General features: G+C 66.4%; 25 protein-coding genes. 12 read left to right on the top strand and 13 right to left on the bottom strand.

The window, feature by feature from the left end; genetic code table 11:
* Window positions 1-32: 32 nt before the first annotated feature.
* Entirely contained in the window at window positions 33-731 is a 699-nt protein-coding gene (locus K6T56_05695) for an ABC transporter ATP-binding protein (GenBank protein ID MCL6555837.1), read from the bottom strand.
* A gap of 1 nt (window position 732) precedes the next feature.
* A complete protein-coding gene (locus K6T56_05690; GenBank protein MCL6555836.1) occupies window positions 733-1932 on the bottom strand; it encodes an efflux RND transporter periplasmic adaptor subunit in 1200 nt (399 codons plus the stop codon).
* A 107-nt stretch (window positions 1933-2039) separates the two neighbouring features.
* Here K6T56_05690 and K6T56_05685 point away from each other — a divergent pair, with 107 nt between their 5' ends.
* Window positions 2040-3338: an MFS transporter gene (locus K6T56_05685; GenBank protein ID MCL6555835.1), complete on the top strand. Its 1299-nt coding sequence runs from the start codon at window positions 2040-2042 to the stop codon at window positions 3336-3338.
* Between the two features lie 36 nt (window positions 3339-3374).
* On the opposite strand, the gene sucC is transcribed toward K6T56_05685, so the two are convergent.
* Window positions 3375-4535, bottom strand: a complete 1161-nt coding sequence (sucC, locus tag K6T56_05680) for an ADP-forming succinate--CoA ligase subunit beta (protein MCL6555834.1) — start codon at window positions 4533-4535, stop codon at window positions 3375-3377.
* Window positions 4536-4582: 47 nt separating this feature from the next.
* Between sucC and K6T56_05675 the strand changes: the two genes are divergently transcribed.
* Both K6T56_05675 and K6T56_05670 read left to right on the top strand, forming a co-directional pair.
* Window positions 4583-5737, top strand: coding sequence for a GNAT family N-acetyltransferase (locus tag K6T56_05675; GenBank protein ID MCL6555833.1), 1155 nt, complete (start codon window positions 4583-4585; stop codon window positions 5735-5737).
* Window positions 5738-5858: 121 nt separating this feature from the next.
* Entirely contained in the window at window positions 5859-6209 is a 351-nt protein-coding gene (locus tag K6T56_05670; GenBank protein ID MCL6555832.1) for a DUF3135 domain-containing protein, read from the top strand.
* Between the two features lie 56 nt (window positions 6210-6265).
* On the opposite strand, the gene K6T56_05665 is transcribed toward K6T56_05670, so the two are convergent.
* Window positions 6266-7708, bottom strand: a complete 1443-nt coding sequence (locus tag K6T56_05665) for an HDOD domain-containing protein (GenBank protein ID MCL6555831.1) — start codon at window positions 7706-7708, stop codon at window positions 6266-6268.
* Window positions 7709-7826: 118 nt separating this feature from the next.
* Between K6T56_05665 and K6T56_05660 the strand changes: the two genes are divergently transcribed.
* From K6T56_05660 to K6T56_05650, 3 genes are all read left to right on the top strand, one after another.
* Entirely contained in the window at window positions 7827-8216 is a 390-nt protein-coding gene (locus K6T56_05660) for a DUF302 domain-containing protein (GenBank protein MCL6555830.1), read from the top strand.
* 68 nt (window positions 8217-8284) lie between these two features.
* Window positions 8285-9151 carry a tetratricopeptide repeat protein gene (locus K6T56_05655; protein MCL6555829.1) on the top strand — a complete coding sequence of 289 codons (867 nt, stop codon included), beginning with the start codon at window positions 8285-8287 and terminating at the stop codon, window positions 9149-9151.
* Window positions 9152-9342: 191 nt separating this feature from the next.
* Window positions 9343-12225: an AsmA family protein gene (locus K6T56_05650; protein ID MCL6555828.1), complete on the top strand. Its 2883-nt coding sequence runs from the start codon at window positions 9343-9345 to the stop codon at window positions 12223-12225.
* Here K6T56_05650 and K6T56_05645 read toward each other — a convergent pair.
* Window positions 12222-12500, bottom strand: a complete 279-nt coding sequence (locus tag K6T56_05645; protein MCL6555827.1) for a hypothetical protein — start codon at window positions 12498-12500, stop codon at window positions 12222-12224. The genes K6T56_05650 and K6T56_05645 overlap by 4 nt on opposite strands.
* 135 nt (window positions 12501-12635) lie before the next feature.
* Here K6T56_05645 and K6T56_05640 point away from each other — a divergent pair, with 135 nt between their 5' ends.
* Entirely contained in the window at window positions 12636-12821 is a 186-nt protein-coding gene (locus K6T56_05640; GenBank protein MCL6555826.1) for a hypothetical protein, read from the top strand.
* 46 nt (window positions 12822-12867) lie between these two features.
* Here the strand turns inward: K6T56_05640 and K6T56_05635 are convergent, their stop codons facing one another.
* The 4 genes from K6T56_05635 to K6T56_05620 all read right to left on the bottom strand — a co-directional run bounded on the left by K6T56_05635 (window position 12868) and on the right by K6T56_05620 (window position 18454).
* Window positions 12868-15612, bottom strand: coding sequence for a valine--tRNA ligase (locus K6T56_05635; protein ID MCL6555825.1), 2745 nt, complete (start codon window positions 15610-15612; stop codon window positions 12868-12870).
* Between the two features lie 142 nt (window positions 15613-15754).
* On the bottom strand, window positions 15755-16453 hold the full coding sequence (locus K6T56_05630; GenBank protein MCL6555824.1) for a hypothetical protein: 699 nt from the start codon (window positions 16451-16453) through the stop codon (window positions 15755-15757).
* Window positions 16446-16871 carry a DNA polymerase III subunit chi gene (locus K6T56_05625; GenBank protein ID MCL6555823.1) on the bottom strand — a complete coding sequence of 142 codons (426 nt, stop codon included), beginning with the start codon at window positions 16869-16871 and terminating at the stop codon, window positions 16446-16448. Before K6T56_05625 ends, K6T56_05630 begins: the two co-directional genes overlap by 8 nt.
* Window positions 16868-18454 carry a leucyl aminopeptidase gene (locus K6T56_05620; GenBank protein ID MCL6555822.1) on the bottom strand — a complete coding sequence of 529 codons (1587 nt, stop codon included), beginning with the start codon at window positions 18452-18454 and terminating at the stop codon, window positions 16868-16870. The genes K6T56_05625 and K6T56_05620 overlap by 4 nt, the downstream gene beginning before the upstream one ends.
* Before the next feature lie 50 nt (window positions 18455-18504).
* Here K6T56_05620 and lptF point away from each other — a divergent pair, with 50 nt between their 5' ends.
* Window positions 18505-19587 carry an LPS export ABC transporter permease LptF gene (gene lptF, locus K6T56_05615; protein MCL6555821.1) on the top strand — a complete coding sequence of 361 codons (1083 nt, stop codon included), beginning with the start codon at window positions 18505-18507 and terminating at the stop codon, window positions 19585-19587.
* Window positions 19584-20657, top strand: a complete 1074-nt coding sequence (gene lptG / locus K6T56_05610; protein ID MCL6555820.1) for an LPS export ABC transporter permease LptG — start codon at window positions 19584-19586, stop codon at window positions 20655-20657. The genes lptF and lptG overlap by 4 nt, the downstream gene beginning before the upstream one ends.
* An 18-nt stretch (window positions 20658-20675) precedes the next feature.
* On the opposite strand, the gene K6T56_05605 is transcribed toward lptG, so the two are convergent.
* On the bottom strand, window positions 20676-21107 hold the full coding sequence (locus K6T56_05605) for an RDD family protein (GenBank protein MCL6555819.1): 432 nt from the start codon (window positions 21105-21107) through the stop codon (window positions 20676-20678).
* An 81-nt stretch (window positions 21108-21188) separates the two neighbouring features.
* Between K6T56_05605 and K6T56_05600 the strand changes: the two genes are divergently transcribed.
* From K6T56_05600 to K6T56_05590, 3 genes are read left to right on the top strand one after another with little or no spacing between them, the layout of a single operon-like run.
* On the top strand, window positions 21189-21596 hold the full coding sequence (locus tag K6T56_05600) for a DUF2173 family protein (GenBank protein ID MCL6555818.1): 408 nt from the start codon (window positions 21189-21191) through the stop codon (window positions 21594-21596).
* Between the two features lie 36 nt (window positions 21597-21632).
* Window positions 21633-21977 (top strand): DUF2173 family protein, encoded by a 345-nt coding sequence (locus tag K6T56_05595; protein ID MCL6555817.1) that lies wholly within the window; start codon window positions 21633-21635, stop codon window positions 21975-21977.
* Between the two features lie 10 nt (window positions 21978-21987).
* The gene (locus tag K6T56_05590) at window positions 21988-22320 is read left to right on the top strand and encodes a DUF2173 family protein (GenBank protein MCL6555816.1); all 333 of its coding nucleotides are present in this window, start codon (window positions 21988-21990) and stop codon (window positions 22318-22320) included.
* Between the two features lie 115 nt (window positions 22321-22435).
* Here K6T56_05590 and K6T56_05585 read toward each other — a convergent pair whose 3' ends face one another.
* Genes K6T56_05585 through K6T56_05575 form a run of 3 tightly spaced genes read right to left on the bottom strand, consistent with a single transcriptional unit; the run spans window position 22436 to window position 23924 of the window.
* The gene (locus K6T56_05585) at window positions 22436-23005 is read right to left on the bottom strand and encodes a DUF3106 domain-containing protein (GenBank protein ID MCL6555815.1); all 570 of its coding nucleotides are present in this window, start codon (window positions 23003-23005) and stop codon (window positions 22436-22438) included.
* A complete protein-coding gene (locus K6T56_05580) occupies window positions 22978-23355 on the bottom strand; it encodes a DUF3619 family protein (protein ID MCL6555814.1) in 378 nt (125 codons plus the stop codon). Before K6T56_05580 ends, K6T56_05585 begins: the two co-directional genes overlap by 28 nt.
* Window positions 23352-23924, bottom strand: coding sequence for an RNA polymerase sigma factor (locus K6T56_05575; protein ID MCL6555813.1), 573 nt, complete (start codon window positions 23922-23924; stop codon window positions 23352-23354). Before K6T56_05575 ends, K6T56_05580 begins: the two co-directional genes overlap by 4 nt.
* Window positions 23925-24029: the final 105 nt, after the last annotated feature.

The raw sequence follows: 24029 nt of genomic DNA, 5'->3' as shown, positions 1-24029 counted from the left end.
TTGGCGCAGCCGCATCGGGTAGGCGGGTCATTTCAGGGCAGGGTGTCGGTGGCGGGGGCCTCGTCGGTGAGCACGCCCTTGTCCAGATGGCGCAGACGGTGGGCGCGTTCCGCCGCCTTGGGATCGTGGGTGACCATGATGATGGTTTTGTGGAGCTCCTGGTTGAGGCGATCCAGGAGATCGAGGACATCCCGCGCCGAGGCCCGGTCGAGGTCGCCGGTGGGCTCATCGGCGACGATCAGGGTGGGGTCGGTGATGATGGCGCGGGCAATGGCCACCCGCTGTTGCTGGCCCCCCGACAGTTCCCCGGGGTAGTGGTCCATGCGGTCGGCAAGTCCCACCATGGACAGGGCGAGTTCCGCCCGGGCGCGCCGCTCCCGGCGGGAAAGGCCGGTGAGGAGGAGCGGCAGCTCCACGTTCTCCAGTGCGGTGAGGACGGGCATCAGATTGTAGAACTGGAAGATGAAGCCCACGTGGCGGGCGCGCCAGGCGGCCAGGGAAGGCTCATCCAGCTGCGTGATGTCGACGCCACCCACCTGAAGCAGGCCCGAGTCCGGTTTGTCGATGCCGGCGATGAGATTGAGCAGGGTGGTCTTGCCGGAACCGGAAGGGCCCATCAGGCCGAGGAATTCGCCCTCCTCGATGTCGAAGCTGATGTCCTCTAGCACCGGCACGATCTGGGCGCCCCGCCGGTAGGATTTGCGCAGATGGCGGATGACAACAAGCGCCATGTCAAGGCCTGGCCGTGCGCACGCGGCGGCCATCGCGCAAATCCCCGGGGTTGAGGACCACCGTATCGCCCGGCGACACGCCACTTTTCACCACCACCAGATCGCCGATGGGCTCCCCCAGCACCACCGGCACTTCCTCGACGCGCCCGGCTTTCACCCGCAGCACCACGGTGCCTTTGTCGCGCCGCACCACGGCGCCCGCCGGCAGCGCGGGTTGCGCCTGGCGTTCCGCCTCCTGGAGGGGCCGCGCGAGGAAGGCCACCTTGGCCGCCATGTCCGGCAATACCCGGGGATCGAGGGCATCGAAGGCCACCTTCACCAGCACGGTGGCCTTGGTGCGGTCCACCGTGGGCACGATCCGCGCCACCCGTCCGGAAAAACGCACGTCGGGAATGGCATCGAGCTGGATTTCACAGGGCTGACCGGGCCGCAGCCGGGACAGATTCGATTCCGAAACGTCCGCCTCCACTTCCAGGGTGGACATGTCGGCGAGGGTGACCACCGCCCCCTTGGTTTCCAGGGCGGAGGTGAAGGGGGTGATGACGTCCCCCACATTGGCATGCTTGGTGAGCACGATGCCGTCGAAGGGGGCGCGGATGGCGGTGTAGTCGAGGAGCACGCGCACGTTCGCCGCCTGCGCCTGCGCCGCGGCCACCGCGGCTTCGGCGGCGGCAAGCGCCGCCCGCGCCCGCTCTTCCCGCGCCGCCGCCGTATCCAACGCCGAGGCGGAGATGAAATTGCGCTGGGCAAGCTCCCGCGCCCGGCGCGCGGCCTGCTGGGCATCGCGCCATTCGGCGGCGGCCTGTTCCCGCTGGGCCAGGGCAACCTCGACATTGGCTTGCGCCTGCCGCAGTTGGGCGGCGATGTCCTGGCTTTCCAGGCGGGCGATGATCTCCCCGGCGCGCACCCGGCTGCCTTCGGTCACCCCCAGCCATTCCAGCCGACCGGAGGCCTTGGAGGCCACGGCGGCCTTGCGCGCGGGGGTGACGTAGCCGGTGGCGTTGAACAAGGCAAGCGCCTGGGACGGATAGGCCAGCGTCACGGTGGTGGTTTCCACGGCCACGGCGCGCTGGGTGAACCAGGCCCACGCCAGCAGCGCGGCGGTCATCGCCACGGCGGCAAGGAGATAAGGCCAGCGCCGGCGCCGCCGCAGGGGCAGATCGCGGTCGATGTTGAGGCGCGAAAGATCGGTGTCGTTCATGTCCGCTTTTCCTGGGGCAACCGTGAAGGGTAACCGTTCCCACCGGCACGGTAAACCGCAGACAAAAAGCCACGACAGAAAGCGGGCTTCCGCTATGCTTGTCACCCATGAAGAAGACGTCCGCTTCCGCCCTGCTCAATTCCGGTGTGATGCCCCGGGAGGTTTGGGCGTGGGCGTTGTACGACTTCGCCAATTCCGGCTACACCACGGTGGTGATCACGGCGGTGTTCAATGCCTACTTCGTCTCCGTGATCGCCGGCGGCGCGCCCTGGGCCACGCTGGCGTGGACGCTCGCATTGTCCTTCTCCTATCTCCTCATCGTGCTCACTGCCCCCCTGGTGGGGGCCTATGCCGATGCGCGGGCGGCGAAAAAGTTGCTCCTGGCCGTGGCCACCCTGGGCTGTGTCGTCTTCACGGCGCTGCTTTCCCTGACCGGCCCCGGCAGCCTGGCGCCGGCGGTGCTGTTTCTCGTGTTGTCCAATTTCTTCTACGGCACCGGCGAGAATCTCATCGCCGCCTTTCTGCCGGAATTGGCACGGCCCCGCGCCGTGGGACGCGTCTCTGCCTGGGGTTGGGGGCTTGGCTATCTGGGGGGATTGGTGAGTCTCGCCCTCTGCCTTGCCTACATCGGCTGGGCGCAGGCGCGGGGAAAGCCGCCGGCAGAGGCGGTAGCGGTCACCCTCCTCATCACGGCGGCGTTGTATGGGTTCGCCGCCCTGCCCACTTTTCTCTTTCTGCGCGAGCGGGCAAGCCCTGCGCCCGACTCCGCCGGCGCGGCGCAGCAGGCCTTCCGGCGTCTTTTGCAAACCCTTAAGGAGGCGCGGCGCTTCCGCGATCTTTTCCGTTTCCTGTTGTGCACGCTCTTTTATCAGGCGGGCATCCAGGCGGTAATTGCCCTGGCCGCCATCTATGCCCAGCAGGTCATGGGTTTCAGCGTGCGGCAGACCATCGAGCTCATTTTCGTCGTCAACATCACCGCCGCCGTGGGGGCGCTGCTCTTCGGCGCTTTGCAGGACCGGATCGGCCATGTGGCGGCGGTGGCCCTCACCCTCGTCGGCTGGTTGCTGATGATCGTTCTCGCCTATGCCGCGCGCGGCCCGCTCCTTTTCTGGCTTGCCGCCAACATCGCCGGCCTGTGCATGGGCGCCAGCCAATCGGCGGGCCGTGCCCTGGTGGGGCTGCTCTCGCCGGCAAGCCGCCGCGCCGAATTCTTCGGTCTGTGGGGCTTCGCCGTGAAGCTCTCGGCGGTCTTCGGTCCCCTCACCTATGGCGTGGGCACCTGGCTCACCGGTGGCGATCACCGTCTGGCGATGCTGGTGGTGGGCGCCTATTTCGTGATCGGCCTTGTCATCCTCGCCGGCGTGCGGGTGCACCGGGGCCGTCGCGCGGCCCTGCGCGCGGGTTGAGGGGCGATCAGGTCCCCGGGATGGGGGAGCAGGGCGTCAGGAGGCCGCAGCCACGGCAAGCTGCGCCGCTTCGGTGAGGCTTGCCGCGGAGGTGATGGTGAGCCCCGACTGGGCGAGGAGGTTGCGTCCCAGGTCCACGTTGGTGCCTTCCAGACGCACGATGACCGGCACCTTCACGCCCACTTCCTTCACCGCCTGGATGATGCCCTCGGCGATGATGTCGCAGCGCATGATGCCACCAAAGATGTTGACCAGCACGGCCTTCACCTTGGGGTCGGAAAGGATGATCTTGAAGGCCTTGGCCACAGTCTCCGCCGTGGCGCTACCGCCCACGTCGAGGAAATTGGCGGGTTCACCGCCGTGCAGCTTGATGAGGTCCATGGTGGCCATGGCCAGCCCCGCGCCATTGACCATGCAGCCGATGTTGCCGTCGAGAGCAATGTAATTGAGCCCCACCGCGTGGGCGGCGGCTTCCTTCGGATCATCCTGGGTGGGGTCACGCAGATCGGCAAGCCGCGGCCGCCGCCACAGCGCGTTGTCGTCCACGCTCATCTTGCAGTCCAGCGCCAGCAGCCTGCCCTCTGCCGTGAGCACCAGCGGATTGATTTCCAGAAGCGAGAGGTCGTTGTTGACAAACAGGCGATAGGCATTGCGCAAAAGCCGCGTCATCTCCGCCACCTCAGGCCCCTGAAGTCCCAGGGCGAAGGCGAGATGCCGGCACTGGAATTCCTGCAGACCGAGCAGGGGATCGCAGAGCTCACGCAGGATGCTGGCGGGGTTGTCCCGTGCCACCTCCTCGATGTCCATGCCGCCGCTGGCTGAGGCGACGACGGCGATGCGTTCCTTTTCCCGATCGACGAGCAGGGAAAGATAAAACTCCCGCGCTACCGCCAGGGTCTCCTCCACCAGCACCCGCGCCACGGGCTGGCCCTGGGGGGCGTTCTGCCGGGTGACGAGGCGCGCGCCCAGAAGTTCGTCCGCCGCGCGGCGCAATTCATCCACCGAGTGGACGATGCGCACACCGCCCGCCTTGCCGCGGCCGCCGGCGTGGATTTGCGCCTTCACCACCCAACTGGTGCCTCCCAGTTCATTGGTGGCGACTTCGGCATGCAAGGTGTTTTCGATCACCACCCCCCGGGGCGTGGGGATGGCATACTCACGGAGCAGTTCCTTGGCCTGGTATTCGTGCAGATTCATCGTCATGCAATCCGGCAGTGGGAAGCGCCAATTGTCCAGGAAATCCCATGAGTAAGGAAGCGGCGGCAACCCTTGAGCAGCTCGACTCCCTCGCCGATGTGGAGGCATCCCAGTGGGATGCGCTGGCAGGCAGCCAGCCCTTTGTGCGCCATGCCTTTCTGCGTGCTTTGGAGACGAGCGGCTGTGTCGGAGGCGCAAGCGGGTGGCTGCCCATGCATCTCGCGTTGCGCCGGCAGGGGCGGCTGCAGGCGGCGCTGCCCCTCTATCTCAAGCATGACTCCTACGGCGAATTCGTCTTCGACTGGTCCTGGGCGCGCGCCTTCGCGGCGCGATGGGGCCGCTCCTACTACCCCAAGCTGGTCTCCGCCGTGCCCTTCACCCCGGTGGCGGGCCCGCGCCTTCTGGGCGAGGCGGCGGCGCGCCAGCGCCTCCTCGAAGGCGCGCTGGCGTTGGCGCGCGCGCTGGGGGTGTCCTCCTGGCATTGTCTGTTCCCCACCCGACAGCAGGCGGAGGAACTGGCGCAGGGGGGTCTCCTTTTGCGGCAGGGTGTCCAGTTGCACTGGCACAATGCCGGGTATGCCAGCTTCGATGATTTTCTCGCCTCCCTCACCCGTGAGCGGCGCAAAAAAATCCGCCAAGAGCGGCGGCGACTCTTTGAATCCGGCGTGCGCTTCGAGTGGCGCATTGGCTCCCAAATCAGTGAGGCGGATTGGCATTTCTTCAACCGCTGTTACCGCCACACCTACCGGGAGCACGGTAGCGCGCCCTATCTCAACTTGGCGTTTTTCCTCGAGCTGGGCACGCATCTCGGTGAGGCGTGCCTGCTCGTGCTCGCGCGCCGTGGCGACAAGCCCATTGCCGCGGCACTCAATCTTTTCGATGGCGAGGCGCTCTATGGCCGCTATTGGGGAAGTCTCGAATTCGTGCCGGGCCTGCATTTCGAAACCTGCTATTACCAGGGCATTGCCTTTTGCATCGAACGGGGTCTGGCGCGTTTCGAAGGCGGCGCGGGCGGGGAGCACAAGCTGCCGCGGGGGTTCGTTCCCAGCCTCACCTGGTCGGCCCACTGGTTTGCCGATGGAGATTTCGCCGCCTTCATCGGCCGCGTCCTCACTGCGGAGGCTGCCCAGGTGGCGCAGGTGATGGGGGAGCTGCAAGCGCACGCCCCTTTTCGTCAGGGGGACGGGCGCAACAAGCCTTAGCCTGGCGGAGGCGCTAACCATGACACTTTAGACAGAAAGCCGGGTGCGAGGTCCAGGCTGGTGGATTTTGCGGCGTAGCCTCAGGCATAATCGACGACAGGTCCTCCAAGGAGAACCCGTCATGAGCGAGAGTGGTTCCCGCTTCGATTTCGATGAGTGGATGCGCCTGGCGCAGAGTGATCCGGCGGCCTTCGAGTCGCGCCGCCAGGCAGCCATCGAGGCCCTCATCGCCCAGGCCCCGCCCCACGTGCGGGAACGCCTGCAACGCTTCCAGTGGCGCATCGACATGGAGCGGGCGCGTTGTGACAATCCCCTGCAGGCTTGTCTGAAACTCTCCAGGATGATGTGGGAACTGGTCTATGGCGACCACGGCTTCCTCTGGTCGGTGCGCCAGTTGAGCGAGCCTGCGCCATTGACGCAGCCGGCCGCCTCGGCCCATGTGGTGCCGCTGCGCCCCCGCCGCGAAAGCTGATCGCTCAAACCGCTCCCTTCACGGCGTGGTGGCGGGCCGCTCTGGCCATAGATGCATCACGCCTGGTCCATCTCGTCGGCCCACCGCAGTGCCTCCGCCTGGGCGGCGTTGAGGGTGGCCGCATCGATGCCGCATACCGCGGCATAGGTTTCCAGGATGTGTTCCTCCCCTTCCTCCGTGGCCAGCACCAGCTCCAGGTAGGGCGCATAGGGGCCTTCCCGCGCAAGCAAAGCCTGCTTGATTTCCAGCGGCAGCTTGAGTCCCGCCAGCGCCTCGTTCATGGGCAGATTGAGCAGGGCATCGAGGGTGGAAAACATGCCGACGATGAACAGGGCATCGACCGCCTCCCGCGGCAGGCGGTCCCGACCCAAAAGCTCGGCGAAGCGGCCGCGCACGAGGGCAGTGCGCATGAGGGCGAGGGTGCGGAAATCCGGCTCGCCGCTGGCGAACAGAAGCAGGGTGAGCCAGCGGTAGAGCTTTTCGTAGCCCAGCACCATGAGCGCGTGACTGATGGAGCGCACCGGCTGCAGCAGGCCGCTGGCGGCGGAATTGATGTAGCGCAAAAGCTTGTAGGCAAGGAGCGGCTCCCGTTTGAACACCGCCTCGATGTCCTCGATCTCGGCGCGGCTCAACGTCAGGTTGAGGAGCTCCATGACGCGCAGGCGCTGGGCGTTGAGGCGGCTGGGCTTGTCCGGCGCAAGGCGCGTGAAGGCATAACCCTGAAAAGCCTTGAATCCCAGCTTGCGGCAGGCCAGGAAGAGTTCCTCGGCATCGACGCGGGTGGCGACAAGCCGTGCCTGGCTCAGTTTGGCCGCGGCCACCGCGAATTCCCCCAGGCGCAGCGCATCGCGCCCATGGGCATCGACCCGCAGGTAGTCGGCAAGGGGCAAAAGGGGCCCCATGGCGTCGTCGAGTTCCGGCTCATCGAGGGCAAGCCCATAACCCAGGCCTTTGAGCTCGCTCAAACGCCGCGCCAGTTCCACGGGCTCGCCTTCGGCACGCACGGCGAGCACCAGGCCTTCGCCGGCCAGACGTGGCAGAAAGCCGCTGTCCAGGGTGTGCACGGAAAGGGGCACGAAGATGAGGCGGCCGCCGCGCAGCGCGTGGATGTCGAGATCGAGGAGGCTTGCCAGCAGCATCTCGTCCAGCATCTGTTGCAGCGTGGCCGAGGCTGCCGGGGGCAGGGTTTTCTTCAGCCGCAGCTCATAACCGAGGATGTGGCCGGCGGCATCCAGCACCGGCTGGCGTCCCAGGAAGCGCTGCAACAGGTCGGCGACGCGGGTGCGTTTGCCGTGGGTTTCGATGGGCAGCAGGTCGTTCACCACCGACTGGGTGGCGGCGGTGTCCACCACCCGGTTTTCCGCCGCCACGGGCCGTGGCGGCTTGTCCAGGAGGGGGACGATTTCCTCGATGGGGGCGCCCGCCGGCGCATCATCCGCAGGTGGCTTTGCCTCCTTCGCCGGACGCCCGGTGAAGAATTTGAAATATTTGCCAAGCATCGGGCATTCCTGAAGAAAGACGCGCTATGCTGCTTTCCATCCGCTATAGCGGCAGGGTCGGCCGCGGCTTGAGGGCAAGCCGTATAATGGGCAATTCAACGTGGAATCAGGAGGCAACATGTATGGACTGAGCGTGACCTTGAACCTGCCCTTCGATGCGGCGGTGGAACGGGTGACCGAGGAATTGAAGAAGGAAGGTTTCGGGGTGTTGACGGACATCGACGTCGCCGCCACCCTCAAGGCCAAGCTGGGTTTGGAGCGCCTGCCTTACCGCATTCTCGGCGCCTGCAATCCCGTGCTTGCCAGCAAGGCCATCGAACTGGAGCCCGACATCGGTCTGCTTTTGCCCTGCAATGTCGTCGTCCGCCAGGAGCCGGATGGCAAGGTGAGCATCCTGCTGCTCGATCCCAACATCATGGTGGAGCTGGTGAGCAACAAGGCCGTGTGCGAAATCGCCAAGGAGGCCCGGGCGCGGCTTGATCGGGTGAAGGCCGCCCTCGAAGCCTGAAGCGGCGGCAACGCGGCTGCGTCCCCTTCCGCCCGGCAAGCGTCCTCGGCTGGGGTGTATGATCAATCATGGCCTCCCGCTTCGTCATCGACGCCACTGCCGAGACTTTTGCTCCCCTCGTGCTGGGCAATTCCGAACGGGGCCTCGTGCTTGCCTACTTCTGGTCGCCCCGCGCCGGCCCCTGCATGGTCTTCATGCCGCGGCTGATCCAGCTCGCCGAAGCCTATGGCGGCCGCTTTCTGCTGGTGCGGGTGAACACGGATGAACTTGGCCCGCTGGCCCGCGAGTGGGGCGTGGTGAGCCTGCCCACGGTGAAGTTTTTTCGCCACGGCAAGGTGGTGGAAACCCTCCTGGGGGTGGAAGCCGAGCCGGTCCTGCGCGCCGCCCTCGATCGCCACCTGCCCCGCCCACGGAGCGCGGCGCAGCTTGAGGCCGTGCGACTCTTCCGCCAGGGACAGGTGGAGGCCGCCTACGCCCGCCTCGCTCAGGCCGCGTTGGACAGTCCCGACGACCCCCGCCCGCCCCTCGATCTCGCCCGCCTGATGGTGCAGCATGGGGAGCACGCCCGGGCCCATGCCCTGCTCGAGCATCTGCCGCCCGCGCTGGCGAGCCATCCCGAAATCGAAAACCTGCACACCCATCTCACCCTCATCCTCGCTGCCGATGGGGCACCAGAAATAAGCACCCTTGACGCGCGTGTGCGGGAGGCGCCGGACGACCACGCGGCGCGCTTCCAGCGCGCAGCCCGCCATCTCCTTGCCGATGCCTATGGCGAGGCCCTTGAGGATCTCCTCGCCATTGTCGAGGCCGCGCCGGAATGGCGGCAGGGACTCGCCCGCCGCGCGGCCCAGGCGGTGCTGGCCCTGCCCGGCGTGGCCGATGTCGTGGGGGAGCCCTATCGTCGCCGCCTGGCTGCGCTCAAGGGGCAAAAATGACAAAATTCTCACCTTCTCCCGGCTTGCCGCTCCGGGTTGCAAGCGCCTGAAGGACAGCGCTTTTCCCGTGAGGCATGGGGGGCTGTTGCGTCATAAGTCTGTCTATAATCGCCGATTGGGCCTCAAGCCGGGCGGTGGCGTGACGATGAAAGGGAATGGCCGCCCTGTCGGCCAGGGGGTGGGAAATCTCCATGGATCTCAAGACCGTCTTCACCAAAACCTCGAAGGGAGCCCTGGAGGCTGCCGGCAAGTCGCGGCTCCTCAACCGCGAGCAAAGCCGCGTGCTTGCCCTCGTCGATGGCCGCTCCACCCTGGCTGACATCCTCGCCCGCGCCGGCCGTATTTCCGAGTCCCGCCTGGAAAGCGTGGTGAATACTCTGCTCGCCCAGGGGTTCATCCGCAGCCTGGGCGGCGCAGGCCACACCGTGGCAGCCGAAGACCTGGGTTTTTCCTCCACCATCATCGTCGATGAGGCCAATACCCAGGCCTTTTTCGAAGCGCAGCGCGAGCTGGAGGCGCGGGCGCGGCGCGAAGCCCAACGGGCCGAAGAGGAAAAAGCCCGCGAACGGGAGGCTCTGGGCCGGGAGCTGGCCGCAGAAGCGGCAAAGGCGAACCCCGCACCAGCCCGCACCAACCCGGAAAACCGGCCGGCCGGGACCCATACACCCGAGCCCGTGGAGAAGGTTCCGGCGGGCACTGCGAAACATCAGGCCGAAACCGGGGAAAAGACCTCCGAGGCTGCGGACAAGGCCGCGCTGGAAGCCCGTCTGCTGGAGATCGAGGCGGAGAAGGCCCGCGCCGAAGCGGAACGGCAGCGGCTGGCGCGCCAGCTTGCCGAGGCCCGCCTCGCTGCGGAGCTGGAGGCGCGGGTGAAACGGCGCCTGGAGGCCCGGGCCCGGGAAGAGGAAGAAGCCCGCCGCAGGGTGGAGGAGGAGGCGCGGGCGCGGGCGGAAGCGGAAGCCCGGGCGCGGGCGGAAGCGGAGGCGCGGCTTGCGGAGGAAGCCCGGCGGCGGGAGGAGGCGGAACGTCGTGCCCGGGAAGAGGCGGAAGCCCGCCGCAGGGCGGAGGAGGAAGCGCGGGCGCGGGCGGAAGCAGAGGCGCGGCTTGCGGAAGAAGCGCGCCGGCGGGAGGAGGCGGAACGCCGCGCCCAGGAAGAGGCGGAAGCTCGCCGCAGGGCGGAAGCGGAAGCCCGGGCGCGCGCGGAAGCAGAAGCGCGGCTTGCGGAAGAAGCCCGGCGGCGGGAGGAGGCGGAACGTCGCGCCCAGGAAGAGGCGGAGGCCCGCCGCAGGGCGGAAGCAGAAGCCCGGGCGCGGGCGGAAGCGGAGGCGCGGCTTGCGGAAGAAGCGCGCCGGCGGGAGGAGGCGGAACGCCGCGCCCGGGAAGAGGCGGAAGCTCGCCGCAGGGCGGAGGAGGCGGCCCGGGCGCGGGCGGAAGCGGAGGCGCGGCTTGCGGAGGAAGCGCGGCGGCGGGAGGAGGCGGAACGTCGCGCCCAGGAAGAGGCGGAGGCCCGCCGACGCGCAGAGGAGGAAGCGCAGGCACGGGAAGAGGCTAGACGGCGCACCCGGGAACTTGCCGAACAACGGGCGGCGGCAGAGGCGGCGGCTGCCGCCCGTGCCGCCGAACGCGCCGCGGCCCAGGCGGCTGCCGAGCGGGCGGCGCGGGAGGCCGCCGAGGAGGCCCGCCGTTTCGCCGAAGAGCAGGCCCGCGCCCTGCTCGCAGAGGAGGAAAGGGAAAGGGCGGAAGCGGAGGCCCGCGCCGCGGCCTTTGCCTCCCTTTTCGCCGCGGACCGGCAGCCGCGGCTGTGGCGGGTGCACCTCGACTGGCGCAAGGGGCTGAAAACCGCCGCCGCCTTCCTGGGGATCGCCCTGCTTCTGGGGGTGTTACTGGTGCACCTGGTCTCCTTCGACTTCTACGCGCCACAACTGGCGGCAGCACTTTCCCGGACCCTGGGGGAGCCGGTGCGCATCGGTGGGCTGCGGTTTTCCGCCTATCCCATGCCCCACTGGAAACTCGAGCAGGTAACGATTGGTCACGCCCAGGACATTCGCGTAAGCCACGCCGAGCTCACCCCGCAGCTTTCCGATTGGGGGAGGGACGTCGTCGTGCTGGAGCAGGTGAGGCTAACCGGGGTGAGCCTGGAGGCGGATGCCCTGCCGCGTCTTGGCGCCTGGGCGAAGCGCCAGGCCGCCGCACCGCTGCGACTTGCCCGGGTGGAGCTGGATCAGGTGAGGCTCATTCTGCCGGGCCTGGAGCTGCCGGCCTTCGGCGGTTTCCTTGAGTGGTCGGGCCAGGGGCTGCGGGAGGCGGTGCTCAGCACCGCGGACCGGCGGGCGAGGTTTACGCTACAACCCATGGCGGGAGGCTTCCGGGTGGAGCTTGCGGCCACCCGCTGGATACCGCCTGTGGGCGTGGGCCTGGAATTCGACCGGCTTGCGGCGGAGGGGATGGTGCGGGATGGGGTGTTGGAAGTGCCCACCCTGGAGGGGGAACTCTACGGCGGCAGTGTGCGGGGCAGCGGCCGCGCCCGCTGGCAGGAGGGGTTCAGCGTCCTCTTCGATGGCGAGGTGAAGGGGGTGAATCTCGCCCAGGCGATGCCGGTCTTCACGCCCCTTTTGCGCACCGAGGGCACCCTGGATGCCAAAGTGCGCATCGAAGCGGCTGCCGCCACCTTCGGTGGGCTTGCTGGCGCGCCAACGGTGCGCGCCACCTTCGTGGCCCGGGAGGGGGCGCTGGGAGGCATCGATCTGGTGCGGGCGGTGAACGCCGCCTCCCGCAGCGTGGTGACTGGTGGAGAAACCCGCTTCAACGAGTTTTCCGGCTATCTGGAGCTGGCACGGGGCCGCTACCACTACCGGGGGCTGCGTCTGCGCAAGGATTTGCTGAGCGCCGTTGGGACGGTCACCATCGAGCCCGATCACAGCGTGAGCGGCAGCCTCGTGACCGAGCTGCGCGCCAAGGCGACCACTGTCCGCGTCCCCCTCGTCCTGATGGGCACCCTGGAAACGCCCGCGCTTCGCGGCGCGCTGCCGGTGAAAGGCGCTCCGGTGGAGGGCAAGGGCGCGACGGAAGGTTAGAGGTGCTGCTGCGCCCCGTCACTGACGATGTGGGCCTTGACCGCTTCCAAAGCCTCGCGCAGGGTTTCTTCGGGGATACGGTTCAGCAATTCGGCGAGCAGTTCCGCTGCCTCCCAAGTTTCCTCCGGGAGGCTTTGGGTGTCGAGCTCGGCGACGAAGGCTGCCGCCGCCCCGGCGATGCGCAGCAGAAGCTCCCGTTCCCCCATGAGGAGTTCCAGCTCCCGGCGCAGCATTTGGATTTCCTCGTCTTTGAGCTGGATGATCTGGTGGGGCATGGTCCTCTCCCTGTAAGCCCAGGGATGCCGATGTTGGGGACTTCCGCCTGCCTTGTCAATGCGGGGCGGGGCAGGCACCGGAGCATGGCACGCCTTTTGCAAAGCTTCCCTGTGCAACGAAAAGGGAGGTTTGCGATGTTCCACTGGCTCCGTCCCCACAAATCCCAAACCGTGGAAAACGCCCGCGCCCGTGCCCGGGAACGGGCGCGGGAACAGGCGCCGGCCTCGGCGCCACCCCCCAGCGAGGGCTTGCTGGTGGAGGAAATCAGCCCCGAGGTTTTCCTCCAACTGCTCAAGGAGCAGGGTCGGCGCTGCGTCTGAAATGGGACACGGGTGTTGGCATTTCAGCGCAAGGCCCGTCTGAAGATCAGGCGGGCAGGGCGGCGAGCTGGGCGTTGAGCTTGTCCAGGGTGGCGCGAAAAGTGGCCAGCCGCTGGCGTTCCTGCTCCACTACCGCGGCCGGTGCCCGTTCGACGAAGGCAGGGTTGTCCAGCTTGGCCTGCGCCTTGCGCAGTTCGCCGGTGATGCGCTCGATTTCCCGGGTGAGTCTTGCCCGTTCCGCCGCGACGTCCACCTGGACCTTCAGCATCAACCGGTAATCGCCGACGATCTGCACCGGCGCCGGCGAATGGGGCAGGGCCTGGGTTTCGATGGTGAGCTCGCCAAGCCGCGCCAAGGCGATGAGATAGGGTTTGAGTTCGGCGAGTACGGCCGGGTCGCCCAGGGCGACGGCGGCCACTTTCTGCCCGGGGGGAAGGTTCATTTCCGCGCGCAGGGTGCGGCACGCCCCCACCAGGGCCTTGAGCAGGGACACCTTTTCCGCGGCCGCCGGGTCGATGCGCTCGGGCTGGGGTTTGGGGTAGGGCGCCAGCATGATGCTCTCCCCCTTTACCCCGGCAAGGGGTGCCACCTTCTGCCAGAGCTCCTCGGTGATGAAGGGGATGAAGGGATGGGCGAGCCGCAGGGTGGCCTCCAGTACCCGGATCAGGGTGCGGCGGGTGGTGCGCCGTTCCGCCTCATTCCCCTGTGCGAGCTGGACCTTGGCGAGCTCCAGATACCAGTCGCAGTATTCGTCCCAGACGAACTGATAGATGGCCTGGGCGGCGAGGTCGAAGCGGTATTGGCCGAAGGCTGTTACCACCTCCTCCTCCACCTGCTGCAGGCGGCCGATGATCCACTTGTCGATGTCGGAGTATTGCAGCGGCCGGGTGTCATCGACACCCACGTCGTGGCCTTCGCAGTTCATGAGCACGAAGCGGCTGGCATTCCAGAGCTTGTTGCAGAAGTTGCGGTAGCCATCGCAACGCTTGAGGTCAAACTTGATGTCGCGGCCGTGGGTGGCGAGACTGGCGAAGGTGAAGCGCAGGGCATCGGCGCCGAAGGCGGGAATGCCGTTGGGGAATTCCGCGCGCGTGGCCTTTTCGATGGAGGCGGCCTGTTTGGGATTCATCAGGTTGGCGGTGCGCTTGGCCACCAGATGTTCCAGATCGATGCCATCGATGAGGTCCAGGGGATCGAGGATATTGCCTTTGGATTTGCTCATCTTCTGGCCGTGGGCATCGCGCACCAGCCCCGTCACGTAGACCTCGCGGAAGGGCACCTTGCCGGTGAAGTGCAGCGACATCATCACCATGCGCGCCACCCAGAAGAAGATAATGTCGAAACCGGTGACCAGCACCGAGGTGGGCAGGAACATCGCCAGCTCCGGCGTATCCTCCGGCCAGCCCAGGGTGGAGAAAGGCCACAGGGCGGAGGAGAACCAGGTGTCCAGCACGTCCTCGTCCTGGGTGAGGGTCTTGCAGCCGGCCTTCCGTTCCGCCTCTTCCCGGTTGCGGGCGACATAGACGTTGCCTTCCTCGTCATACCAGGCGGGGATGCGGTGACCCCACCAAAGCTGGCGGGAGATGCACCAGTCCTGGATGTTTTCCAGCCATTGCCGGTAGGTGGTGGCCCAGTTTTCCGGCACGAAACGCAGCTCCCCGGTTTCCACCACCTCCAGCGCCCGCCGCACCAGGCTTTCCATTTTCACAAACCATTGGTCGGTGAGCATGGGCTCGATCACCGCATGGGTGCGGTCGCCCCGCGGCACCATCAGCCGGTGCTTGCGCGTGTCGGCGAGCAGGCCGCGTGCCTCCAGGTCCTCGATGATGCGGGCGCGGGCTTCGTACCGGTCGAGTCCCTGGTATTCCGCCGGCGCCAAGTCGTTCAGTTTGGCATCCGGGGTGAAAATGTTGATGGCGGGCAGGCCGTGCCGCTGCCCCACCTGCCAGTCGTTGAAATCGTGGGCGGGGGTGATTTTCACGCAGCCGGTGCCGAACGCGGGGTCCACGTAGCTGTCGGCGATGATGGGGATGGAGCGCTCCGCCAGCGGCAGACGCACGTGTTTGCCCACCAGATGACGGTAGCGCTCATCGTCCGGATGAACCGCCACAGCCACGTCGCCGAGCAGGGTTTCTGGCCGCGTGGTGGCCACCACCAGATGCCCGCTACCATCCTCCAGCGGGTAGCGGATGTGCCAGAGGAAGCCCTCTTCCTCCTCCGACACCACTTCCAGATCAGACACCGCCGTCATCAGCACCGGGTCCCAGTTGACGAGCCGCTTGCCGCGATAGATGAGGCCTTCCTCGTAGAGACGGACGAACACCTCCACCACCGCGCGGGACAGTCCCTCGTCCATGGTGAAGCGCTCCCGGGACCAGTCGGCAGAGGCGCCCAGGCGGCGCATTTGGCGGGTGATGGTGGAGCCGGATTCCTCCTTCCACTCCCACACCCGTTTGACGAAGGCCTTCCGGCCCAGGTCGTGGCGCGTCTTGCCCTCGCGCTCCAACTGCCGCTCCACCACGATCTGGGTGGCGATGCCGGCGTGGTCGGTGCCGGGCTGCCACAGCGTGTTGTCGCCCTGCATGCGGTGGTAGCGGATGAGAGCGTCCATCAGGGTGTGCTGGAAGGCGTGGCCCATGTGCAGGGTACCGGTGACATTGGGCGGCGGCAGCATGATGCAGTAGGCCGGGCGCGTGGGGTCGAGGGTCGCCGCGAAATAGCCGCGCTCCTCCCAGATGCGGTACCAACGCTGTTCGATCTCGTGGGGTTCGAAGCTCTTGGGAAGTTCCATGGTGAGGCTTCCGGCGCGGAAAAGCGCGGATTATAGCAAGGCTGGCTTAAGGCGCCGGGTCGCTCAGAGGGCGCGAGATCCCTGGCGGATGTTCTGTACTGTGCGTGTGGCCCCTCGGGTGCGAGCGGGGGCTCGATACTGGCTACAGGTCGTTTCCATTTGGCGCTGGCGGTGATTCGCTTCGCCCCAGTTGTTTTTGCAGTTCGCTGGCGATGGACAGGCGCACGACTTCCTCCATGTGGATCATGAACTGGTCCAGCATGCTGGCAAGGGCCCGGTCCAGGGCGAGGTGCAGGCTGGCCTGCAGTTGCTGAGCGAGAGCCTGCTGTAATTGCGCATCGAGGATTTTTGCCACGTCGGCCTTGATGGTGTCGGCGATGAGCTGGATGGTTTCCTCCGACAGCGCATGCAAAGCAGGGGCGGGCGGCTGCGCTTGCGCCGCGGGGGGGCTGCTCTCCCCGGCAGGCGGGGTGGGAGTAAGGTCGGCCAGGCGCACATAGCGGGCCTCGGGCGGAATCTCGAATTCCAGCACCGGCGGGGGGGACGGCGGGGCTTCGCCTGGGGGCGGGGCGGCGGGTTGGGTCTCGGCGCTCGTGGGGGCACTGGAGACCAGGGGCAGGGATTCGGGGGGCAGATCCGGCAGCAATTCGGGGAAGGGGGGAGTGTCTTCCGGCGCGGGCTCGTCGGGGTGGCTCACCGCCTCGGTCAGCACCGGGATGGCGTCGAGGTCGAGGGGGGAGGGCACCACGATGTCGGTGAGGACCGGAACGTCCACCTCCGGCCGGTGCCGCTTCATCAGGGCATCCAGCTTGCCAAGAAGATCGTCCTCGGGCTCACTCATCGCCGGCCATGTCGTGGGTGGTCAGGGGATAGCCGCGGTCGCGGTAAAAACGGAAGCGCTCCCGCGCGCCCCGCAGGTCCTCTTCCTCATTGCTGACGATTTCCAAAAGACGCCGAAAACGGGCGAACACCGCCGGGCGCTCCCCGCTCAGATTGATGAGGCAGTCATCGTGGGGGAATCTTTCCGCCTCGTGGTGGATGAGCACGGGGGTCACCGCCGCCAGGGCATGGTCGGCGCGCACGTGGGGAACGAAACCGGTGGGCGATAGGGTCCACAGCAGCCGGTCGAAGCGTTCCGTGTCCGCCTCATCGGCGGTGAGCACCGCCACTTTGAGCCCGCTCGCCCACGCTTTGGCACAGAGGCGGCAGGCAAAGCGCAGCCGGTCCTCCACCCGCGTGTAGAAATCGATGCGGGTCACGCCGAAGCCCTCGAGCCGGCGGCGCGCCGGGCCAGCCAGTGGAAGAGCAGGGGTACGGGCCGGCCGGTGGCGCCCTTCTCCTGGCCGGATTTCCAGGCGGTGCCGGCAATGTCCAGATGCGCCCAATCGTATTTGCGGGCGAAGCGGGACAGGAAACAGGCGGCGGTGACGGCACCGGCCGGACGGCCGCCGATGTTGGCCATGTCGGCGAAGGGGCTCTTGAGCTGTTCCTGGTAGTCTTCCCAAAGGGGCATGTGCCAGGCCCGGTCCCAGGCTTCCTCGCCGGCCTGCAGCAGCTCCCGCGCCAGGCTGTCGCTGGTGCTGAACAGCCCCGAGGCGTGGTGACCCAGGGCGATGACGCAGGCGCCGGTGAGGGTGGCGATGTCCACCACCGCCTCCGGCTGGAAGCGTTCGGCGTAGGTGAGGGCATCGCAGAGGATGAGCCGCCCTTCCGCATCGGTGTTGAGGATCTCGATGGTTTGCCCGGACATGCTGGTGACGATGTCGCCCGGCTTGTTGGCCGCACCATCGGGCAGGTTCTCGCAGGCGGGGATGATCCCCACCACGTTGAGGGGCAGGCGGCTCAAACCGAGGGCCTTGAAGGTGCCCAGCACACTGGCCGCCCCGCACATGTCGAACTTCATTTCGTCCATCTCCGCGGCGGGTTTGAGGGAAATCCCGCCGGCATCGAAGGTGATGCCCTTACCCACCAGCACCAGGGGCTTGCGCCCCTTGTTTCCCCCTTCGTAGCGCAGCACGATGAGCTTGGGCGGCTGGCGGCTGCCCTTGGCCACGGAGAGAAAGGCCCCCATGCCGAGCTTTTCCAGCTCGGGCTGTTCCAGCACCTCCACCTCCAGGCCATAGGTGCGGCCAAGCCCCAACGCCTGATCGGCGAGATAGGCGGGGGTGCAGACATTGCCCGGCAGGTTGCCCAGGTCCTTGGCAAGGTTCACCCCCTGGGCGATGGCCTCGGCGCGCCGCGCGGCCTCCTCGCAGCCGGCGATCTCGTTGCGCCGTTGCACCGACAGGGTCAGCCTGCGCAACGGCCGGCGGATTTCCTCCGGCTTGCTCTTCATGCGGTCGAAGCGATAGACCGCCTCCATGGCCACCAGCACCGCCTGTTCCACCCGCCATTCCACGCTGCGGCGCCGCACGGGAAGCTCCGTGAGATAGAGAACGGCTTCCATGGCGCCGGTGTCGTTGAGGGTGCGGATGGCAGCGCGCACCGCCTTGCGGTATTCGTTTTCGCGGAATTCCCGCTCCTTGCCCAATCCCACCAGCAGCACCCGGTCACACAGGGTGTTGGGCACGTTGTGCAGAAGCAGGGTGGTGGCGAGCTTGCCCTCCATGTCGCCGCGGCGGACGATGTCGGACAAATACCCGTTGGCCACCCGGTCGATCATTTCCGCGGCCAGCGAGAGTTTGCGCGCCTCATACACGCCGACGACGACGCAGGCCGAACGTTGTTTCTCGGGACTGCCGCTTTTTATGTTAAATTCCACCTCGGACTCCTTTTTCTTTTTGCGAAGCCTTGCGCGCACCGGGCCGGGCGCTGCGGGCGGACAGCGGGCCAAACCCGGCATCCCTCTGAATTATTCGCGTCTTTGCCGCCAAAAGTCAAAGTTCGACCCCCATGCTCTACCGTCGTGCCCTGGTCCAGGAGCTGCTCCTCAACATGCTGGCGGTGTTCGCGGTGTTGCTGGGCATTTTCGTCACCACGCTTTGGATCCGCTTCCTCGGCCGCGCGGCCAGTGGCGCCATTCCGCCGGAGGCGGTGCTGGTGATCCTGGGCTTCAGCACCGTAAGTTACCTGCCGGTGCTGCTGTCGGTGACCCTGTTCGTGGCCACGCTGCTCACCTTCACCCGCATGGGGCGCGACCATGAGCTGGTGGTCTGGCAAAGCGTCGGTCTGGGGGTCACTGCCTGGATTCGGCCGCTGTTGACGGTGGCCATTCCCCTGGCGCTGGTGATTGCCTTGATCAGTCTGTGGCTTTCCCCTTGGGCGGTGCACAAGAGCGCGGAATACCGCAGTCAGGTGGAAAGCCGGGAGGAGCTGTCGGCCATCGCACCGGGGCTTTTCCGGGAGAGCAAACAGGCCGACCGCGTCTATTTCGTGGAAAGTCTCGGTCTCGCCGGCGACAGCGTGCACAACGTGTTCGTCCGCTCGGAACAGCACGGGCGGCTTGGCATCATCGTCGCCCGCGAGGGCCGCCAATGGGTGGCGCCCAACCAGGACCGCTTCCTCGTCATGGAAAACGGCCGCCGCTACGAGGGCATCGCCGGCCGACTCGACTACCGCATCCTGCAGTTCGAGCGTTATCTGCTGCGCGTTGAGCCCTACGAGGCGAAGGTGGTGGAGCCCAGCATCAAGGCCCTGCCCACGCTGGCTCTGCTCTTCCATCCCACACCCGAAGGCCAGGCCGAGCTGCAGTGGCGTGCCGCCCTGCCCATCGGCGCCCTGCTGCTTGCTTTGCTCGCGGTACCCATGGGTTACATCCAGCCCAGAAGCGGGCGTTCCTTCCACCTGGTGACGGCGATTTTCGTTTACATGATCTACAGCAACCTGTTGTCCGTGGCCCAGGCCTGGGTGGCCCAGGGGCGATTGTCGCCGTGGGTGGGCCTGTGGAGCGTGCATCTTGCCATGGCGCTGGTGGTCAGTGCCCTCTTCCACCGGCGCCTGGTCCTGGCGCCCCTGTTTTCCGGCCGACGCGCGTGAAAGTCCTCGACCGCTACCTCGCCCACGAAATCCTCGGCGGCACCCTGCTTGTCTTCTCCGCCCTGGTGGTGCTGTTCGCCTTTTTCGATCTCATCAACGAGCTGCCTTCCCTCGGCAAGGGCAATTATGGTCTGCCGCAGATCATTGCCCACGTGCTCCTGCTCACGCCGGGCCACGTCTATGAGCTCTTTCCCATCGCCGCCCTGATCGGCTCCCTCTATGCTTTGGGCCAACTTGCGCATCACTCGGAGCTGACGGTGATGCGGGCGTCGGGTTTTTCCATCTACCGCATCGCGCTGGCCGGGCTGCGGGTGGGATTGCTCTTCGTCCTGCTGGGCTTCGTCGTCGGCGAGTTCATCGTCCCCCACAGCGAGCGCATGGCGGCCCAATTGCGCACGCGGGCCATGAATACCGTGGTTGCCCAGGAGTTCCGCTCGGGATTGTGGCTCAAGGACGGCTCAAGTTTCGTCAACGTGCGCGAGGTGTTGCCGGATTCCACGCTGATGGGCGTGAGAATCTACGAATTCGACCCGGCCTATAACCTGCGGACCATCAGCTACGCCGCGGAAGGCCGGCATATCCGGGATTCCCACTGGCGTCTGCTCGAGGTGGAACAGACCCATTTCGAGGGGGCTTCGGTGCGGGTGAGCCATCTGCGCGAGGCCCACTGGACCTCCGTGCTCAATCCCGACATGCTCAGTGTCCTCCTCGTGGTGCCCGAGCAGATGTCGGCGGTGAATCTCTTCGCCTACGTGCGCCACCTCGAGGAGAACAATCAGCGGACCGCGCGCTACGAAATCGCCCTCTGGAGCAAGTTCGTCTATCCGCTGGCGGTGCTGGTGATGATTCTGCTGGCGGTACCCTTCGCCCTTTACCAGCCGCGGCTTACCGGAGTGGGTGGCCGCGTCTTCGGCGGCATCATGGTGGGCCTTTTTTTCCACCTCCTGAACCGGGTGTTTGCCAACCTGGGGCTATTGCAGGACTGGCCGCCGGTGCTTGCCGCCGTGCTCCCCACGTTGTTTTTCCTGGGGCTCGCTTTGGCCATGATGGCCTGGGTGGAGCGTCGCTGAGGCTCATCCCCCTTGGGGCTAGCGGCTGCGGATCAGGCGCGTGCCCGCCAGCCGGTCGTGGAGGAACTGCCCTTCCCGGTCCCACAGGGCCCACCAGATGCCGAAGCCGAAGGCAAGAAGTCCCGCCGCCGCCAGCACAAGGCGCAGGCAGGCCCGCCGCCAGGTGACGCTGCCCCCCTCAGTGCCGACGAGGCGCAGATGCCAGGTCTTCATGGCCAGGGTCTGCCCGCCATGGGTCCAGAACCAGAGGAAATAGCCGGCAACGACCAAGGCGAGATAAAGGCGGAAGAAGGCCATGCCGCCCGGCGCCTGCGGATTGCGGAAAAGAAGGTAAACAAAGGCGGCGACGAAGAGCACGGCCAGCACCAGCAGCGCTTCGTAGAGCATGGCGGCCAGGCGGCGCAGGAGGCCCGGCGGGGGATTGCGACATTCTGTCGCGGTCTCTATCATGGGACTAAAACCAACTGGTCAAAACGTGCCATCGGCGTGGACGACAGTCTGCGACGGTAGCGGCAGCATGGGAGGAAGTCAATGCGCATCATCTCGCAGCTCATGCAGATTCCGGGCGTCATCGCCGCCGGCGAATACGCCTACCGCGGCGACCGCTATTCCTACGAGGGCAACCTCTCCCCCGAATATGCCCGCATGGCCTCCATCCTGTGTCGGGCCAATACCCTCAGCATGAACATGCAGGTGGAACTGTTTTCCTCCTTCGCGCCCGAGGACTGCGGCTGCAAGCCGCTGCAGGGCTGGATCGTGCGCGGGCGGGACCTCTCCGTGTGCGTGGTGGGGAACATCTTCTGCTTCTGCCAGAACACGCCGGGTCTGCTCAATGACGTGATGACCATCATGCGCGCCAAGGTGGGCGACATCGAAGAAAACCCCCTCGTTTACATGTACGCCAAGATCGGCGGCGATGTGAACGAGAAACTCTACTGATCCACGGCAAGTCGCCATTTGTTTTAGGAGTCATAGATGAATCTCGACCGTCTGATGCAAGTGCCGGGCGCCATGGCCGCCTTCCAGTACAGCGACAAGGGTGACCTCATCGCCCACCAGATCCGGGAAGGCAGCGAACTCACCCCGCAGGTGCTGGATCTGCTCGCCCATACCTGTGTCGCCAACCTGGCCGTGGCCACGCTGGAGGCACGCGGCTGGGAGGCGCTGACCGGCCAGACGGGTTTCGAGCCATTGCAGGGCTTTTCCCTGGTGGGACTCGACTGGTCGGCGGTGGTGAATGGCAATTTTGGCGTCGTGGTGCGCAACCGGGACGCGGATTACGAAGCGGCCTTTGCCGCCCTCGGTGAGCTGGGACGGTGAAGGGGGGGCGATGCTGAAACGCTTGCTGGTGCTGGACGGCGTGATCGCCGTCTGCCGTTTTCAGGATGACGGGAGCATCATTGAGGGCCTGGGCGTCATCCCCGACGAGATGCTGAGCAATCTTGCCCGCTTCGCCCATTGGTACCGGCGCATGATTTCTGGCAACACCGATGTCTTTTCCCTCTTTTCCCAGATGAGCGGCTGGACTCCGTCGCGGGGCTGGATCGTGCGGGGGGATCGGCTGACGGTCTGCAGCATCGGCAATGTGGTGGCGATGCTGGAAAACAAGGCTGCCTCCATCAATCAGGTGATGGAAACACTGGACGAAATCGCCCACGAATGATCCCGGATTTGTCATTGGGGCGCGGGCAGGCCGGAAGGGAGGCAGAGGGCATTTGACTTGGCGAAAGGCCAAGCGAAGGAGGCGGCCCGCCGCATGACAAATCGGGGATGATGGCTTAAGGCGGGGACGACTCCTCTTCTCCGCCCCCGTAAACATAGGGTGGGGGTGAGGCCTGTTCCTCGCTCCCGGGGGCCTGTTTCTGCGTCTGATACTGCTGCCACTGGCGCTTGACCTCTTCGTGTTTTTCCGGTGGCAGGGATTTGAGCTTCTTGTAGCGCTGGCGCGCCAGCTCCCGTTGCTCCGGTGTCAGCCGCGCCCATTCGGCGAGCCTTTCCCGCACCCGCTGCTGTTCCACGGGGGTCATTTTGGGATATTTCTGGGCGACGAGGAGCAGGTGTCTGCGCTGCCGTTCGGGCAGGTGGTCCCACTGGGCGGCCAGGGGGGCGAGGATCTGGCGCTGGGCGGGGCTGAGCTGATGCCAGGCGGGGGCGGACTTGCTGCGCGTTGCCGCGGCAGGCGCCGCCGGCTGGGCGGGCGGCTTCTGGGCAGGCGTTTGCGGTGCGGGGGCCTGGGGCTGGGCAGGGGGTGGGGAAGGGGGGTGTGCCGGCGGCAGGGGGCCGCCCGCAGCGTACACCAGGCCGCTCAAAAATCCCGCGATCAGCGCTGGGAGGCGCGTTCGAGCCATGCTTGGAAGCCGTGGTCGAGGTACGCATCCAGGGGCAGCTCGTCGGCAAGCAGCGCAGCATCCACGTCCTCTTCCTGCAAGGTCATCTGCTGCTGCCAGTAGAGGGCGCCCCCCAAAAGGGCGACGAACATGGCAAGCCACAGCCAGCGGCGGACCACCGTATGGCCGCCACCGCCTCCGTGGGGGCCGCCGGCCCATTGCCAGGCAGGCGCGTGGGCCGGCTGGGCCTCGAGGGCGCCAAGGGCGCTGCGGCGCGCATCCTCCAGACGGCGCAGGACCTCGCGGTCCAGGTGACGCAGGCCAAGGTTCAGATGGTCGCGGATTCTGCGTCCCAACTCGCTTTCATTCATGGCTCGATTCCTTTTGCCTTCAGGGCCTGGGCCAGGGCGTGGGCGGCGCGGGAACAATGGGTTTTCACGCTGCCTGCCGAGCACCCCATGACCTTGGCCGTCTCTTCCACGTCCAGTCCTTCCCAATAACGCAGGAGGAAGGCCTGACGTTGACGAAGCGGTAATCTTTGCAACGCCTCCTCGATGGCCGCCAGGGTTTGCGCCCGTTCCAGGCTGGTGGCCGGGTTGGCCCCTACGGCCTCCAGGCCGTCGCCGGCGGCCTCCAGGGTTTCCAGCGGGTCATGCTCCGCCTCGCTCTCTTTTGGCGTCAGGCCGGAAAAGAGGGTGACCCAGAGGTTACGCACCTTTTGCCGGCGATAATGGTCGCGGATGGCGTTCTGCAAGATGCGCTGGAAAAGAAGCGGCAACTCCTCAACAGGCTTATCGGCGTAACGCGCCACCAGCTTGAGCATGGCCTCCTGCACCAGGTCCAGAGCGAGATGACCGTCGCCCACGGCGAACTGCGCCTGTTTGTAGGCGCGCCGTTCCACGGATTTGAGAAATTCGGACAGTTCGTGGGGGGTGGCCAGGGTCGTGCTTTCAGCCGGTGCAAAAAACCTCGCGGATTCAAGTTTGAAGTGCAATTTTGATTAACGGGTAGGTGGGTCAGAATGTGCGAGCATTTTGCCCCATCA

It is taken from the genome of Burkholderiales bacterium (assembly GCA_023511995.1).
Classification (GTDB): Bacteria; Pseudomonadota; Gammaproteobacteria; order Burkholderiales; family Thiobacteraceae; genus Thiobacter.
This window is presented reverse-complemented; position numbering and strand designations above follow the sequence as displayed.

Excerpts from the sequence above, each read along its gene's own strand:
- K6T56_05695 (MCL6555837.1), bottom strand. The coding sequence starts at position 731 with ATGGCGCTTGTTGTCATCCGCCATCTGCGCAAATCCTACCGGCGGGGC.
- K6T56_05690 (MCL6555836.1), bottom strand. The coding sequence starts at position 1,932 with ATGAACGACACCGATCTTTCGCGCCTCAACATCGACCGCGATCTGCCC.
- K6T56_05685 (MCL6555835.1), top strand. The coding sequence starts at position 2,040 with ATGAAGAAGACGTCCGCTTCCGCCCTGCTCAATTCCGGTGTGATGCCC.
- sucC (MCL6555834.1), bottom strand. The coding sequence starts at position 4,535 with ATGAATCTGCACGAATACCAGGCCAAGGAACTGCTCCGTGAGTATGCC.
- K6T56_05675 (MCL6555833.1), top strand. The coding sequence starts at position 4,583 with ATGAGTAAGGAAGCGGCGGCAACCCTTGAGCAGCTCGACTCCCTCGCC.
- K6T56_05670 (MCL6555832.1), top strand. The coding sequence starts at position 5,859 with ATGAGCGAGAGTGGTTCCCGCTTCGATTTCGATGAGTGGATGCGCCTG.
- K6T56_05665 (MCL6555831.1), bottom strand. The coding sequence starts at position 7,708 with ATGCTTGGCAAATATTTCAAATTCTTCACCGGGCGTCCGGCGAAGGAG.
- K6T56_05660 (MCL6555830.1), top strand. The coding sequence starts at position 7,827 with ATGTATGGACTGAGCGTGACCTTGAACCTGCCCTTCGATGCGGCGGTG.
- K6T56_05655 (MCL6555829.1), top strand. The coding sequence starts at position 8,285 with ATGGCCTCCCGCTTCGTCATCGACGCCACTGCCGAGACTTTTGCTCCC.
- K6T56_05650 (MCL6555828.1), top strand. The coding sequence starts at position 9,343 with ATGGATCTCAAGACCGTCTTCACCAAAACCTCGAAGGGAGCCCTGGAG.
- K6T56_05645 (MCL6555827.1), bottom strand. The coding sequence starts at position 12,500 with ATGCCCCACCAGATCATCCAGCTCAAAGACGAGGAAATCCAAATGCTG.
- K6T56_05640 (MCL6555826.1), top strand. The coding sequence starts at position 12,636 with ATGTTCCACTGGCTCCGTCCCCACAAATCCCAAACCGTGGAAAACGCC.
- K6T56_05635 (MCL6555825.1), bottom strand. The coding sequence starts at position 15,612 with ATGGAACTTCCCAAGAGCTTCGAACCCCACGAGATCGAACAGCGTTGG.
- K6T56_05630 (MCL6555824.1), bottom strand. The coding sequence starts at position 16,453 with ATGAGTGAGCCCGAGGACGATCTTCTTGGCAAGCTGGATGCCCTGATG.
- K6T56_05620 (MCL6555822.1), bottom strand. The coding sequence starts at position 18,454 with ATGCCGGGTTTGGCCCGCTGTCCGCCCGCAGCGCCCGGCCCGGTGCGC.
- lptF (MCL6555821.1), top strand. The coding sequence starts at position 18,505 with ATGCTCTACCGTCGTGCCCTGGTCCAGGAGCTGCTCCTCAACATGCTG.
- K6T56_05605 (MCL6555819.1), bottom strand. The coding sequence starts at position 21,107 with ATGATAGAGACCGCGACAGAATGTCGCAATCCCCCGCCGGGCCTCCTG.
- K6T56_05600 (MCL6555818.1), top strand. The coding sequence starts at position 21,189 with ATGCGCATCATCTCGCAGCTCATGCAGATTCCGGGCGTCATCGCCGCC.
- K6T56_05595 (MCL6555817.1), top strand. The coding sequence starts at position 21,633 with ATGAATCTCGACCGTCTGATGCAAGTGCCGGGCGCCATGGCCGCCTTC.
- K6T56_05590 (MCL6555816.1), top strand. The coding sequence starts at position 21,988 with ATGCTGAAACGCTTGCTGGTGCTGGACGGCGTGATCGCCGTCTGCCGT.
- K6T56_05585 (MCL6555815.1), bottom strand. The coding sequence starts at position 23,005 with ATGGCTCGAACGCGCCTCCCAGCGCTGATCGCGGGATTTTTGAGCGGC.
- K6T56_05580 (MCL6555814.1), bottom strand. The coding sequence starts at position 23,355 with ATGAATGAAAGCGAGTTGGGACGCAGAATCCGCGACCATCTGAACCTT.